Raw genomic sequence first — 13663 nt, forward strand, 5'->3', positions numbered from 1 at the left:
TAGATCAGACATGTTCACCGCTCGTTTTTGAACCGTGAATCATGCCGCTATGCAGAAATCAATGGGTCCAGAGCCTAGGCAGATTTCTGCGGGTTCTGCGGAAAGCGGCGCTCAAAGATGCCCTCGGCAATGCGGTTCTTGAGGATTTCGACAGAGCCGCCGGCGATCATCCATCCCCGGGTACGGCGCAGGCAATATTGCGCCGTACTTTCCTCCGAAAAGCCAGCGCCGCCCATGATCTGAAGCGCCTCATTGGCGGCGAAATATCCCGCTTCGTTACATGCCAGTTTGGCCAAGGCCGTGTCCCGGGCATCCGGCAGGCCGTCTCGCGCATTGACGGCGGCGCGCATCAGCAAAAGCTGCGCGGATTCCAGTTTGAGCGACATCTCTGCGAATTTCCATTGCAGGCCTTGAAACTCGCAGAGCGCACGACCGAATTGTTTGCGCTCTGCGGCGTGATCGCGGGCAAGGTTGAAGGCATGCCGCCCGACTGCGACGGCGCGGGCGGCGTTGCCCAGCCGTTCGATGTTGAAACCCGCCATCTGCTTGCGAAAGCCGCCGGGGCCCAGCACCAGGTTTTCGGCCGGAATCCGGACGTTGTCGAAAAAAAGCTGTGACCAGTCTTCACCGTTCATGAAGGTCGAGGGTTGTCCCACGACGAAACCCGGCGTTCCCTTTTCGATCAGCACGGACCCGATGCCATCCGGACCCGGACCAAAGCGGACATAAACGAGAAAGACTTCGGCTTCACTGCTGTGCGTGCCGAAGATCTTGGTGCCGTTGATCAGGTATCCGTTGCCATCTGGTGTGGCGGAGGTTGTCATCTCGGTCGCGGCGGAACCCGCCTGGGGTTCGGTCATCGCCAGGGACATCACGGCACGGCCCTGGAGGATCGGCACCAGATAGCGGGCCTTCTGATCTGCGGTGCCGTATTCGGCAAGGGTACGCATGGGACCGAAGTTGCCGGCTTGTATCACGTCGCCGCTGCGCGGGCAGGCCTCGGCAACGGTCTGCAAGGCAATCAGCGCATCCACAAGCGTGCCGCCGATGCCGCCATCGGTTTCGGGCAGGGGGATGCCCATCAGGTCAAGCTCCGCCATGCGCCTTGCAATTTCCCAGGGATAGCCGGGCGCGCGGGCGCGTCTGGCCGCCTCCGGCGCCAGTTCGCTACGTGCAAACCGGGCAACATTGTCCCGGAACATCTGTTGATCTTCCGTGAGGTCAAAATGCATGTTGCAACCTTCCTTGTGCCTGTTTGGCTTGCAAAGTAACCTGATAAAAAGTCTGTTGAACTTGCTATTTATCATATGAGGCAAATCTGAGGTTATGGAACGAGGATTGTCGCGGTTGCCTTTGAATCCGATGCGTGCCTTTGCAGTGGCATCACGGCACCGCACATTTACCGCAGCCGCCCAGGAGCTGGGGGTGACGCAGGTGGCGATCAGTCGCCAGATAGCTTTGCTGGAGGATTACCTCGGCGTCCCGCTTTTCGACCGGGATGGCCGGTCGGCGAAACTGACCGATATTGGTCGCGCTTACGGGCAAGAGATTGCCATGCATTTCGAGGGGCTGGAAACGGCAACGGCCCGTTTGCTGAACATAGAAACGGCGAATACGATCCAGTTGCGGATTTATCCCAGCGTCGCGCATTACTGGCTGTTGCCGCGTTTGTCCCGCTTTACGGGTCAATATCCGGGCCTGCGGGTGCGGATGGATACGCAGGTGGCGCCGCTGGATTTTAGGGGCACGCAGCTTGACGTGGCAATCCAGCTGGGAACAAGCCCCTGGCGCGATGCCCGCTCACGCAAGCTGTTCGACGAGCGGGTGGATGTGGTTTGCGCACCGGACTATGCCACGCGGATGGGGCCATTCGTTGACCCACAGGCGGTGGCGGGTGGCGATCTGCTGCATTCGCATTATCGGCGGCGGGCATGGGACGATTGGGCGCGGGCCTGCAATGCGGCGCTTGATCAGGCCTCGGGGATCGAATTTGACAGCTCGCTTTTGACGTATAGTGCCGCCGCACAGGGCTTTGGACTGGCGATAGGTCAGGTGGATCTGCTGGCAGGAGAACTGGCCGCAGAAAGGCTGGTTGCGCCACTGAACCAGCCGGTTCTGACGGGACAGGCCTTTCATGTTGTGTGGCCCACGACATTGTCGGTCAGCACAAAAACCCGTCGATTCATTGATTGGTTGCTGAAGGAAGCGGGTGAAATGCCGGAGTTCTTCAAGCGGGGGGCCTGAATTCCCGCTTAAGTCATTGATTCATAGTCATTAAATCTTGACTAACTGAATGGGTGCTGTCGGCTAACCAATGCTCAGTTCAACTATCGTCCGCTTTGCGGTCTGTATGCTGCCGGAGGAGACGCAGGTCTGAACGAAAGTTCGGGGCTGCGAAGGGAGGAATACATGGACGATATTTTGAAGAACGACAAAGGCTGGCGGTTTCAGCTGGGCCTTCTGCGTGGTGCATCACCGGTTATCGACTTGATAGGTTCTGTGGCGTTGTTCGGCATCTTCTGGGTTTACCTCCGGTCGTCGCTGGCGCTGCCACCGCCGCTGAACGATATCGATATCGGCGCGGGCGGTTTCCCCCGGTTGTTGGCTCTGGCGACGCTGGTTGCCATTGTCGCCATGGCGATCAGCGCAATTTACCGCCTGCTTGACCGTGTGCCGGTCAGCTGGGTCTCGGTGCGCCGTCCGGTATCTGTGGCGCTGACCATTGGTCTTCTGATCCTTCAATCCGTTTACTTTGAACAGTTGGGTGCGCTGCCCTGCGTGTTGCTGTTCGGCCTGCTGACCATGCTCGCCTGCGGCGAACGGCGCGTGCTCCATCTGATCGGTGTGCCGATTGCGCTGGCTGCTTTCATTTATGTGGTCTTCGTGCTTGCGCTGCACGTCAACCTGCCCTGAGGAGTGATGAATATGCTGGCTAATCTCGCACTTGGCTTTTCCGCTTTTGGTGATCCGATGGTTTGGGGCGCGCTCGTTTTCGGAGCGCTTGTGGGCTACCTGATCGGGGCCATCCCCGGCCTCGGGCCAAGCCTTGGGGTGGCCTTGCTGATCCCTTTTACCTATGGCGTCGATCCGGTGGTTTCCATCGTCGGCCTTGTCGCGCTCTATGCGGCGGCAGAATATGGCGGTGCCATTACCGCCGTGCTGATCAACTCGCCCGGGACCGCAGCCGCAGTTGCAACAGCCTGGGACGGCTATCCCTTGACCCAACAGGGACGCGCTGGCGAGGCGCTGACCGTCTCGATCATCTCGTCCGGCGTTGGCATCTTCGTTTCCACCGGTCTGCTGATCCTTACCGCGGTGCCTTTGTCGGAATTCGCGCTGAACTTCGGACCGGGAGAATACTTTGGTCTTGCTCTGGTGGGCCTCAGTCTGGTTGCCGGTCTGTCGGACGGGTCGCCGATCAAGGGTATGGTTGCCATGGGCATCGGTCTTGCGATGGCGACAATCGGTCTGGATGTGCAAATCGGCGTGCCGCGTTTTACCGGCGGGAACTACGAATTGTTCGAGGGCCTGCCCTTGGTGCCGGTTCTGCTGGGGCTCTATGCACTGTCCGAAGTGCTGTTCATGATCGAAGAAGGTGCATCCGCCAAGATCAAGAGCGCGGCAGTCGGCGGGTTGGCGTCCATCCCCTACAAGGCCGTAAAAGGGCTGAAGGTAGTGATCGTGCGCAGCTCTCTTCTGGGGTATGTGATCGGGGTCATTCCGGGGGCCGGGGCGTCCATCGCATCTTTCGTGTCCTATGCGGTAACCAAACGCTTTTCGAAGAAGCCGGAGCTTTTCGGAAAGGGATCGCTCGAAGGTGTCGCCGCTTCCGAGGCTGCGAATAACTCGGCCGTTGCGGGGGCCATGGCACCGCTGCTTGCCCTGGGCATTCCCGGTTCGGCCACCACCGCCGTGATGATCGGTGCGCTGATGGTCCAGGGCATTCAGCCCGGCCCGTTGCTGTTCACCCGCACCCCCGAGATTCCCTACACGGTGTTTGCATCGCTGTGGATTGGTGTGCCGGTCATGATCTTTATCGGCCTGGCGGGTGCGCGGATCTGGGCGAAAGTGGCCAATATTCCGCGTCCGGCGATTGCGGCCATCGTGGCGGGCATCTGTTACGTAGGCGCTTATTCGTCCGAAACCACCATGTTCCCGGTTCACGTCATGACCGCCTGCGGGATCATGGGATATGTTCTGCGCAAGCTGGGCGTGCCGCTGGCACCGATCATTCTGGCGATGGTGCTGGGCGAAATGATGGAGACCAACTTCCGCCGTGCGCTGATTTCGAACCAGGGCGAGTGGGACATTTTCTATACCTCGCCGATGACCGTCATCCTGCTGCTGATCGCTCTGCTGGCCTTTGCCGTACCGGGCATTGCAGCGCTGCGCGCCAGACGCGCAAGAGCCGAGAAGGCTTGATGTAGAACCCAGGCGATTTGCCCAAGAAAAAGGTACGGATCGCCTGACCAACCCTCAGTTCACACCGGGGATCAAACATTCGAAACTAAAGACACGGCTCGAAAAAGCCACGCTAGAAAGTTCAGGGAGGAACCAAGCATGTCAGTCTTCAATTTCAAATCCGCGGCCATCGGCCTTGTCGGCGCTGCCGCCTTCGCCATTGGTATGTCAGGGGAAGTAAAGGCCCAGGACGGATGGCAACCCGAAGGCCCGGTGAACGTCGTTCTTCACACAAAGCCCGGGGGCGGTGTGGATGTTTTCGCCCGTACCCTCGCCAAGGAACTGGAGCCGCTCATCAACCAGACAATCGTCGTGGTTAACACCCCCGGTGGGGGCGGGGCCTCGCAAATGGCCAAGGTCAGGGCCGCCAAGCCCGACGGGCTGACATTGGGTGTGAACACGGTAACGCATTTCACCGGCATGCTGACCAACCTGCGTGGCACGTTCACCTCGGAAGATTTCGAATGGATCGCCCTGGCACAAGAAGATCCGATCATGTTCTTCGTTGCCAAGGGTTCACAATTGAACGACCTGAAGGACCTGGTGGCGCTGGCCAAGGAAAACGGCGGCGAGGTCAATATTGGCGGCTTTGGCCCGGTGGGCTCGATGCAGAACATCGGCATGACCATGCTGGAAGAATCCGCAGGCGTGAAATTCAACTGGGTTGCGTTTGAATCCACCCCCGACATCATTGCTGCCGTTCTGGGCGGGCATGTGGATGTGGGCGTTTCGAACCTTGGCCCGGCCCTGACCTTCTTCGAGGCCGACCGTCTGAAAGGACTGGGTGTTCTGGGAGAGAAACGTCTGAAGACGCTGCCCGACATGCAAACCTTTGGCGAGCAGGGTTTTGACGTCGATACAAGCTGGATCCAGGTGCGCGGCGTCTTTGGCCCGAAAGGTATGCCGCTGGAACTGCAGCAGCAGATTGCGGATGCAATTCACAAGGCGATGGCCACCGACAGCTACCAGACCTACGCCCGTGCATCAGGTGTCGAAGACAGCGACTACGGTCCGGAAGAATACGCAGCTTTCGTCAAGAACCTGACCGCAGTGGCCGAGGCGCAGCTGACTGCCGCCGGGTTGCTCAACAACTGATACGGCGTCGCCCGTCGGGCAGTGGCCTGGCGGGCGGCACATGCAGAATTTTCCAAAGGTGCGATGGGTCAGATGAACGGTGCTTTTACAGGATTGCGGGTGGTTGATACGACCCATGTGCTCGCAGGGCCCTTTGCCAGCTACCAGCTGGCACTGCTGGGGGCCGAGGTCATCAAGGTTGAATCGCCAAGCGACCCGGATCAGGCGCGTTTTCAGGGGTCTGATCGTGACCTTGTCAGGGCGGGAATGGGCACCGCCTTTCTTGCGCAGGGCGCGGGCAAGAGCGCACTTGCGCTGGATCTGAAGACCGAAGCGGGGCGTGATGCCCTGCGGTCTCTGATCGCCACTGCGGATGTTTTTGTCGAAAACTACCGGCCGGGCGCATTCGACAGTCTCGGGTTGGGATATGAAGAGCTTTCGCAACTCAATCCCAATCTGATTTACTGTTCGATTTCGGCTTTTGGGGCCATGGGCCCGCGCCGGGAACAGACTGGCTATGACAACGTCATACAGGCATTTTCCGGCATCATGGACCTGACCGGACACGGCGACAACCGCCCGCTGAAATGCGGCGCACCGGCGGTGGATTATGCGACTGGGCTGACAGCGGCCTTTGCCATCACCGCCGCCCTGTTTCAGCGCACAAGCACCGGTCGCGGCCAGTTTATCGACGTGTCGATGCTGGATGTGGCGCTGACCTTGCTGACATCGCATGCCACGGATTTCCTGTGGTCGCACAAGCATCCCACCGCCAAGGGCAACAAGTTCTCTTTCGCGACATTGGGGATGTATCATACATCCGACACCGAAATAATGATCGCGGCCTCGAACCTGACGCAGCAAAGGCGGCTTTGGATCGCGCTTGGCCGTGAGGACCTGGTGAAAAAGAACAACATCGAGCGGCTGGAAGATTTCGAGCGCGAATACGATGCTTTGTCCACCATCATCAAAAGCATGCCCGCCGCCTATTGGGAGACCTTCCTGAACGAGCGGCGCATTCCGGCGGCCCGCATACGTCGTATGGAAGAGGCACTTTGCGACCCCCAAGTCGCGGCACGCGGACAGTTTCAGCGGCTGGCCGATCCGCAGGGGCCTGTTGACGGGCTGCGCGTCGCAACCTCTGCCTTCCGCATGTCCGACAGCCCGTCAGGCGTGACGCAGCCACCGCAGCCGGTTGGTGCTCAAACCACAGCCATCTTGCGCGAACTCGGTCTGAAGGAGGCCGAGATCGAAGCCCTTTGTGCCGCCGGGATCGCCAGCCAGGCAGCAGTGGCGGAGCGGCATATGAAAGAGCATGAGCAATGACCCCGCTTGAGAAACTGGCCGGACTGGCGGCAGGGTGGCAAACCTCTCCGCTGAACGATGAGGTGCTTGGCGCAGTGCGCCATGCGACGCTGGATTGGTTCGCGACGACATTGCCGGGCACGGTTCGCCCACCTGCAACGTTGCTGGCGGCGGGGTTGCTTGGGGCGGGTGCAGGCAATGCGGTGTGCTATGTGACCGGTGCCCGGGTCAGCGCGCGCGCGGCTGCCTTCATCAACGCGACGGCCAGCCATACCGTCGAATTTGACGACATCTTTCGCGATGGCGGCTATCACCCCGGTTCGCCGACCATTGCGGCCGCGCTGGCCGTGGCGCAGGAGATCGGGGCGACACGCGAAGAATTCGACCGGGCAGTGATTGCGGGATACGAAGTGGGCTGCCGTCTGGCGATGGCGCTGCAACCCAGCCACTACGAGAAGTGGCACATCACCGGCACGGTTGGAACAATGGGCGCGGCGGTTGCGGGCGCAATGCTGTTGAACTGTGACAGCGCGGGCATTGCCAATGCGATTGCCATCGCGTCAAGTTTCGCCGGGGGTCACCAGCAGAACCTGCAAGGGCAAAGCATGGTCAAGGCCATGCACCCCGGACATGCCGCCGATGCCGGACTGCTGGCCGCCTATGCCGCCGCGGCAGGTGCCACCGGGGCGCCTGACAGCCTGGATGGCGCCAAGGGCTATGCCGCGGCCACCAGCACCGGCACCGGCAACTGGGAAGCGGCCTTTGAGGGGGCAGGCGACTGGACCCCGATCACCCGGATGACGGTCAAGATCCACGGGTGCTGCGGCCATATCTTTGCCGCGCTTGACGCATTGGACAGCCTGCAAAAACAACACGGGTTCGGGGCGGGTGACATCGCCAGTATTCATGTCGAAGGCTATGGCCCCACCAAGGATATCTGCGACCGCCCCGACCCGCAGATCGCGCAGGAGGCGCGGTTCTCGCTGCAATATTGCCTGGCGGCGCAGTTGGTGCTGGGACAGGTCCGGCTGGCGGCCTTTGAGCCTGACGCGCTGGCCAACCCCGAAATCCGCGCGATCATGCCATGTATCACGGTTGAACGCGCCGAGGATCTGGCGGCGGAATATCCGCGTCGCCGCATGGCCCGTCTGCACCTGACCCTGACGGACGGACGCAGTTTCAGCCAGTTTCAGCCAACCCGGCGGGGCGACCCGGAACAGCCCATCCGGTTGGACGAACTTGTTGCCAAATACGTTGAACTTGCCGGGCCGGTCCTGCCGCCCGGTGATCTGGATCATCTTCGAGATGTCATTTTGCAGGGTGAAACCCTGCCAATGGACCTGCACGCAAAAACCGCCGTCGCCTGACGGAAAGAAAATCAGACAGAATAGGAAGCCGACATGAATACTGCAGTGAAAGCGCCCGAGTTTATCGCAGTCTCGCATCGCGATGGGGTCGCAACGATTACCCTGAACCGCCCCGATGTGCGCAATGCCATCAACGACGTGATGCGTGCCGAACTGATAGCTGCCTTTGCCGAAGCAGATGCCGATGCCACGGTGCGGGCCATCATCCTGACAGGTGCCGGCAAGGGTTTCTGCTCGGGTGGCGACATCGCGGGGATGCGCGCACGTCTGGATGCACCGAGCGGCGAGGTCGCTTTTAACGGCTGGAAGCGTCAAAAAAGCACGCACAAGGGCGTCGCGGCCATTCACGGTGTCTCAAAGCCGGTGATTGCTGCGGTGAACGGGGCGGCCTTTGGCCTGGGGCTGGACATGGCCTTGTCCTGCGATTTCATCATTGCGGCGCAAGGCGCCAAGATGTCGATGAGCTTTGTCAAACGCGGGCTCGTGTCGGATGGCGGCGGCATGTATTTCCTGCCCCGCCGTGTCGGTCTGGCCAAGGCCAAGGAACTGATCTTTTCGGCCAAGATTGTCGAACCGGAGGAGGCGCTGTCGATTGGGATGATCGACAGGATCGCCGCGCCAGAGGATTTGCTGGAACAGGCACACACCTGGGCCAAGGAACTGACCATCGGTTCCGCCACCGCCATCGCCCTGACCAAGGAGATCATCGACAAGACGTTCGAACGCAGCGACGAAGAGATTTTTGCGCTCGGCCGCGAGGCTCAGGCGGTTTGCTACACCACCGCCGAACACCGGAAATCCGTCGAAGATTTCCTTAACAAAGTTTCGAAGTGAGATCAGACAGATGACAACCATCCAAGCCATCCTGAATCCCAAAAGCGTTGCCGTCGTCGGCGCGTCAAATGATCCGGCCAAGCTGACAGGGCGTCCTATTGCCTATTTGCAAGAGCAGGGATTTGACGGCGATATCTACCCGATCAATCCACGTTATGACGAAATTGCGGGCCTGAAATGCTATGGCAGCGCAGGTGACCTGCCGCAGGCACCCGATCTGGGGCTGGTGCTGGTGGGGGCAAACCGCGTGATCGACGCGGTGCGTGATCTGTCGGCCAAGGGCACCAAGGCTGCGGTGGTGCTGGCGTCGGGCTTCGGCGAGGCGGGGGAAGAGGGGCGCGCGCGCCAGGAACAGCTGCGCGAAGCCGCGGGCGCGATGCGTTTGCTCGGGCCGAATACCATCGGACTTGTGAACATCACCGACAAGATTCCACTGACGGCAAGCGGGGCTATGGAATCCGACAACTTCCCCGAAGGATCGGTGGCGTTGTTGTCTCAATCGGGTGGCATTCTGGGCTCGCTTCTAAGCCGTGCCGTGGCGCGCGGTATCGGGTTTTCGAAACTGGTCGCTACCGGCAATGAGGCTGATCTGGAGGTCTCGGACTTTCTGGGGGCATTGGCCGAGGATGACGCGACGCAGGTCGTGGCGTTGTATCTTGAGACAATCCGCAATGTGTCGAAATTCCGCGAAGCAGCGGCCAGGGTCATCGCTGCGGGCAAGAGCATTGTCGCCTACAAGGTGGGGCGTTCGGAATCCGGTGCGCAATCTGCCGTGTCGCACACCGGTGCACTGGCGGGCGCTGACGAGGTTTACGATGCCCTGTTTGCGCAGCTTGGCGTGATCCGGGCGCAGACCTTCGCGGACCTGCTGGATATTCCTGCCGCATTGGCCCAGGGCCGCCGCATGAAAGGCCCGCGCGTTGCAATTGTCACATCGACCGGCGGTGCTGCGACTGTGGTTGCCGACAACGTGGGCCTGATGGGATTGGAAATGCCCAAGCCGGACAAGGAAACCAGCGAAAAGCTCTTGGCGCTTGAGCTGAAAGAAGCCGAACTGGATCGCAATCCGATTGACGTAACGCTGGCTGGTTTGCGGCCGGATCTGTTCCGCTCGATCCTGAAAATCCTGGCGGAAAGCCCGTCGTTTGATGCAATTGTCGTGGTCGCCGGCTCGTCGTCTATTGCCCAGCCGGATCTGGTTGCGCAGCCGGTGCTTGAATCCATGGCCCTGACCGAAAAGCCGATCCTGGCCTATGTCAGCCCGGATGCGCCCAACATCGTGCGCCATCTCAACAGCAGCGGCATTCCTGCTTTTGCGGCCCCGGAAAGTTGTGCGTCGGCGTTGAAGGGGTTGCTGCCCAACAGTGGCACGGTGAGCGTGGCCACCTCCAACCTGCGCGATGTGGATTGTTCCGACATCGCTGCCGGGTCGCTGAACGAGGCCGAGGCCAAGAAGCTGTTCGCCCGCTTCGGCGTGCCGGTCACGCGCGAAGTGACAGCGGCAACACCCGAAGAAGCAGCAGTGGCCGCCGCGCAGTTTGACGACCCCGTGGTCATCAAGATCCTGTCCAGCGAAATTCTGCACAAGTCAGAGATGGGTGGCGTTGCGCTGAACATTGCACCTGCTGACGTTGGTGCCGCCTGTGAAACGATGCTGGCGCGGGTGCGCGCAGCGACAGACGCCAAGATCGACGGCTTTCTGGTGCAGGAGATGATCCAGGGCGGCGTCGAAATGATCCTGGGGTTCAACCGCGATCCGCAGCTTGGGGCCTATGCGCTGCTGGGCGCAGGTGGTGTGACAACAGAGCTTTACAAGGATGTGGCGATCCGCCTGCTTCCTCTGGACCGCGCCAGCGCCCGCAGCATGATTGACGAGATCAAGGCAGGCGCGCTTCTGAAAGGTTTCCGGGGCAATCCGGTTGCGGATGTCGATGCTCTGGTCGAGACGATGATGTCGTTCTCGGCGATGGCAGAGACGCTGGACGGACGTCTGGATGAGGCCGAGATCAATCCTGTCTTCGTTCTGCCTGAAGGGAAGGGCGCGCGTGCGGGTGACAGCCTGGTCGTGCTGCGCTGACGGGTTATTCATCTATTGAAATGGTCTGCCAATGTGCCCTGGTTGCGGTGCATGTGGCAGACATTAGGGGGGCATCATGACCGACGTATTTATCTGTGACTATGTTCGTACACCGATTGGCCGTTTTGGCGGCGCGCTGGCTTCTGTCCGCGCTGACGATCTGGGGGCGGTGCCCCTGCGCGCCCTGATGGCGCGTCATGATCTGGATTGGGCGGCGGTCGACGAAGTGATCTTTGGCTGCGCCAACCAGGCGGGCGAGGACAACCGCAACGTTGCCCGGATGTCGGCGTTGCTGGCCGACCTGCCCGACACGGTGCCCGGCACCACCATGAACCGTCTGTGCGGTTCGGGCATGGATGCGGTCATCACGGCGGCCCGGGCGATCAGGGCGGGTGAAGCCGATCTGATGATTGCGGGCGGGGTGGAAAGCATGTCGCGCGCGCCCTTCGTCTTGCCCAAGGCCGAAAGCGCTTTTTCCCGTTCGGCTGAAATTCACGACACCACCATCGGCTGGCGCTTTGTCAATCCGGTGATGAAGGCGCAGTATGGCGTCGATTCAATGCCGGAAACGGCCGAGAACGTGGCCGAGGATTTCGACATCTCGCGCGAGGATCAGGATCAGTTTGCCCTGCGGTCGCAGCAAAAGGCAGGCGTGGCGCAACAGAACCTTCGTCTGGCACAAGAGATCACGCCGGTATTGATACCTCAGCGCAAGGGCGACCCGAAAGTGGTCGACCAGGACGAGCACCTGCGTCCGGACACGACAATCGAGGGGCTTGCCAAGCTGCGCGCGCCGTTCCGTTCGGGCGGGTCGGTGACGGCGGGCAATGCATCTGGCGTGAATGACGGCGCTGCGGCGCTGATCCTTGCAAGCGCCGCAGCCGTCAAGGCGCACGGGCTGACGCCTGTCGCACGTATCCTTGGCGGCGCCACCGCCGGGGTGCCACCCCGTATCATGGGGTTCGGACCTGCGCCTGCGTCGCAAAAGCTGATGGCGCGGCTGGGCCTGAACGTTTCCCGGTTCGACGTGATCGAGCTGAATGAAGCCTTTGCCTCGCAAGGACTTGCGACATTGCGGGCGCTGGGAGTTGCGGATGACGATCCGCGGGTAAACCCCAACGGCGGAGCGATTGCGCTGGGGCATCCGCTGGGGATGTCCGGAGCACGTATCGCAGGAAGTGCTGCGCTGGAGTTGAAAAACAACGGGGGCAAACTGGCCTTGGCGACCATGTGCATCGGTGTCGGGCAGGGTATCGCAATCGCGCTGGAGGCGGTCTGATCCTGAAGGCAGCGCAAGGATGCCTTGTTTATTGGATTTGGTGAATGCTGCTGTTAAGGTGTTGATCTTGGATGGCTGCACGTCTTGCCGGTTTCGTTGGTGCAAGCTGTTCACAGGCAGCATCCGTGGGTCGGTGCTATCAGGAATTTGATCTATAGATGTCCAGTTCTATCCCGCCACTGAACCCCTTGCGCACCTTCGAGGTCGCCGCACGGCTGTGCAGCCTGACGCTTGCTGCCGACGAGTTGAACGTCAGTCAGGTCGCGGTCAGCCGACAGGTCAAGACACTTGAGGATTATCTGGGCGTGACGCTGTTCCGCCGGATGCACCGGGGCGTGGAACTGACCGATGAGGGGCGTCAATTGTACGAGGGGGTGACCGGTGCCTTTCAGGACATCGCCAACGCCTCGCGCCGGGTGTCGCGCCGGGGACGTCGCGATATTCTGGCGATCCAGTCCTATACCACGTTTTCGCAACGGTGGCTGATTCCAAGGCTGACGCATTTTCACGATCTCTTTCCCAAGATCGAAGTACGCCTGAGTTCGTCAATTGCGCCGGTTGATTTCGAAACCCAGAATCTGGACGCCGCCATTCGCGCAGGCAAGGGGGTCTGGGACGGGTTGCATTCCGAAAAGCTGCTTGATGTGGAACTGATTCCGATCTGTTCCCCTGACTACCAGCGCGAGAACCGGCTTGAAACACCTGACGACCTGGCGCGCGCGCGCCTGCTGCATTCGATGGCGCGCCCGACGGATTGGGGCGCCTGGATCAAACGTGTGGGGGCCAATGTGGATCCGGAACCAGGCATACGGTTTGAAAGTTCGGCCCTGGCCTACGAGGCCGCGTCGCTGGATGGTGGTGTTGCGATTGCGGTGAAACTGTTCGTACAGCGCCAGTTGCAGAACGGCAGTCTTGTCGCGCCGTTCGCTGACACATGCTACAGCGGAGAGGGATATTTCCTGACCTGGCCGCGCAACACGACGCCGTCGCAGACATTGATGAAATTCCTGAACTGGATCCGGGAACGGATTGATCAGGAAGGAAAATCAAGTTCCGAATAACCAGCGGTTTTGTCTGGTCGCGCCCAGGCAAATGTCTCATTCCATTCTCGCGGCCCGGCTATCGCTGACACCGCACATGTGATGCCGGGCAATGATGGTGCGGGCACCATTGCCGAGGCCGGGATGCATGATGTGACGTCAGCGGGGCGAAGCCTGATGACCTCGCCATCGACAATACTGCCGATTGCCGAACGCGTTTGAATAC

Annotated in this window: 11 protein-coding genes; 10 read left to right on the top strand and 1 reads right to left on the bottom strand. The window is 60.6% G+C overall.

What is annotated here, in order from left to right; genetic code table 11:
* Positions 1 to 74: 74 nt before the first annotated feature.
* Positions 75 to 1232: an acyl-CoA dehydrogenase family protein gene (locus O4H53_RS13625; protein WP_269364483.1), complete on the bottom strand. Its 1158-nt coding sequence runs from the start codon at positions 1230 to 1232 to the stop codon at positions 75 to 77.
* A gap of 130 nt (positions 1233 to 1362) precedes the next feature.
* Here O4H53_RS13625 and O4H53_RS13630 point away from each other — a divergent pair, with 130 nt between their 5' ends.
* The 10 genes from O4H53_RS13630 (at position 1363) to gcvA (ending at position 13458) form a co-directional block, all read left to right on the top strand.
* Positions 1363 to 2244, top strand: a complete 882-nt coding sequence (locus O4H53_RS13630) for a LysR substrate-binding domain-containing protein (RefSeq protein ID WP_269364485.1) — start codon at positions 1363 to 1365, stop codon at positions 2242 to 2244.
* Between the two features lie 165 nt (positions 2245 to 2409).
* Positions 2410 to 2913 (top strand): tripartite tricarboxylate transporter TctB family protein, encoded by a 504-nt coding sequence (locus O4H53_RS13635; RefSeq protein WP_269364486.1) that lies wholly within the window; start codon positions 2410 to 2412, stop codon positions 2911 to 2913.
* 12 nt (positions 2914 to 2925) lie between these two features.
* A complete protein-coding gene (locus tag O4H53_RS13640) occupies positions 2926 to 4422 on the top strand; it encodes a tripartite tricarboxylate transporter permease (protein ID WP_269364488.1) in 1497 nt (498 codons plus the stop codon).
* A gap of 138 nt (positions 4423 to 4560) precedes the next feature.
* Entirely contained in the window at positions 4561 to 5556 is a 996-nt protein-coding gene (locus O4H53_RS13645; protein WP_269364491.1) for a Bug family tripartite tricarboxylate transporter substrate binding protein, read from the top strand.
* 72 nt (positions 5557 to 5628) lie between these two features.
* Entirely contained in the window at positions 5629 to 6861 is a 1233-nt protein-coding gene (locus tag O4H53_RS13650) for a CaiB/BaiF CoA transferase family protein (RefSeq protein WP_269364493.1), read from the top strand.
* Entirely contained in the window at positions 6858 to 8207 is a 1350-nt protein-coding gene (locus O4H53_RS13655; RefSeq protein ID WP_269364495.1) for an MmgE/PrpD family protein, read from the top strand. Before O4H53_RS13650 ends, O4H53_RS13655 begins: the two co-directional genes overlap by 4 nt.
* A 33-nt stretch (positions 8208 to 8240) precedes the next feature.
* Positions 8241 to 9041 (top strand): enoyl-CoA hydratase/isomerase family protein, encoded by an 801-nt coding sequence (locus tag O4H53_RS13660; RefSeq protein ID WP_269364497.1) that lies wholly within the window; start codon positions 8241 to 8243, stop codon positions 9039 to 9041.
* Positions 9042 to 9051: 10 nt separating this feature from the next.
* Positions 9052 to 11118, top strand: coding sequence for an acetate--CoA ligase family protein (locus O4H53_RS13665; RefSeq protein ID WP_269364499.1), 2067 nt, complete (start codon positions 9052 to 9054; stop codon positions 11116 to 11118).
* Positions 11119 to 11194: 76 nt separating this feature from the next.
* Positions 11195 to 12397: a 3-oxoadipyl-CoA thiolase gene (gene pcaF, locus O4H53_RS13670; RefSeq protein ID WP_269364500.1), complete on the top strand. Its 1203-nt coding sequence runs from the start codon at positions 11195 to 11197 to the stop codon at positions 12395 to 12397.
* 158 nt (positions 12398 to 12555) lie between these two features.
* A complete protein-coding gene (gene gcvA / locus O4H53_RS13675; RefSeq protein ID WP_269364502.1) occupies positions 12556 to 13458 on the top strand; it encodes a transcriptional regulator GcvA in 903 nt (300 codons plus the stop codon).
* Positions 13459 to 13663: the final 205 nt, after the last annotated feature.

Source organism: Sulfitobacter sp. G21635-S1 (genome assembly GCF_027213915.1).
In the GTDB taxonomy this organism is placed as follows: domain Bacteria; phylum Pseudomonadota; class Alphaproteobacteria; order Rhodobacterales; family Rhodobacteraceae; genus Sulfitobacter.

Bases quoted from the DNA above. Each gene is read 5' to 3' on its own strand.
- O4H53_RS13665 (WP_269364499.1), top strand. From the start codon at position 9,052: ATGACAACCATCCAAGCCATCCTGAATCCCAAAAGCGTTGCCGTCGTC.
- O4H53_RS13645 (WP_269364491.1), top strand. From the start codon at position 4,561: ATGTCAGTCTTCAATTTCAAATCCGCGGCCATCGGCCTTGTCGGCGCT.
- O4H53_RS13655 (WP_269364495.1), top strand. From the start codon at position 6,858: ATGACCCCGCTTGAGAAACTGGCCGGACTGGCGGCAGGGTGGCAAACC.
- O4H53_RS13635 (WP_269364486.1), top strand. From the start codon at position 2,410: ATGGACGATATTTTGAAGAACGACAAAGGCTGGCGGTTTCAGCTGGGC.
- pcaF (WP_269364500.1), top strand. From the start codon at position 11,195: ATGACCGACGTATTTATCTGTGACTATGTTCGTACACCGATTGGCCGT.
- O4H53_RS13625 (WP_269364483.1), bottom strand. From the start codon at position 1,232: ATGCATTTTGACCTCACGGAAGATCAACAGATGTTCCGGGACAATGTT.
- O4H53_RS13630 (WP_269364485.1), top strand. From the start codon at position 1,363: ATGCGTGCCTTTGCAGTGGCATCACGGCACCGCACATTTACCGCAGCC.
- O4H53_RS13650 (WP_269364493.1), top strand. From the start codon at position 5,629: ATGAACGGTGCTTTTACAGGATTGCGGGTGGTTGATACGACCCATGTG.
- O4H53_RS13640 (WP_269364488.1), top strand. From the start codon at position 2,926: ATGCTGGCTAATCTCGCACTTGGCTTTTCCGCTTTTGGTGATCCGATG.
- O4H53_RS13660 (WP_269364497.1), top strand. From the start codon at position 8,241: ATGAATACTGCAGTGAAAGCGCCCGAGTTTATCGCAGTCTCGCATCGC.
- gcvA (WP_269364502.1), top strand. From the start codon at position 12,556: ATGTCCAGTTCTATCCCGCCACTGAACCCCTTGCGCACCTTCGAGGTC.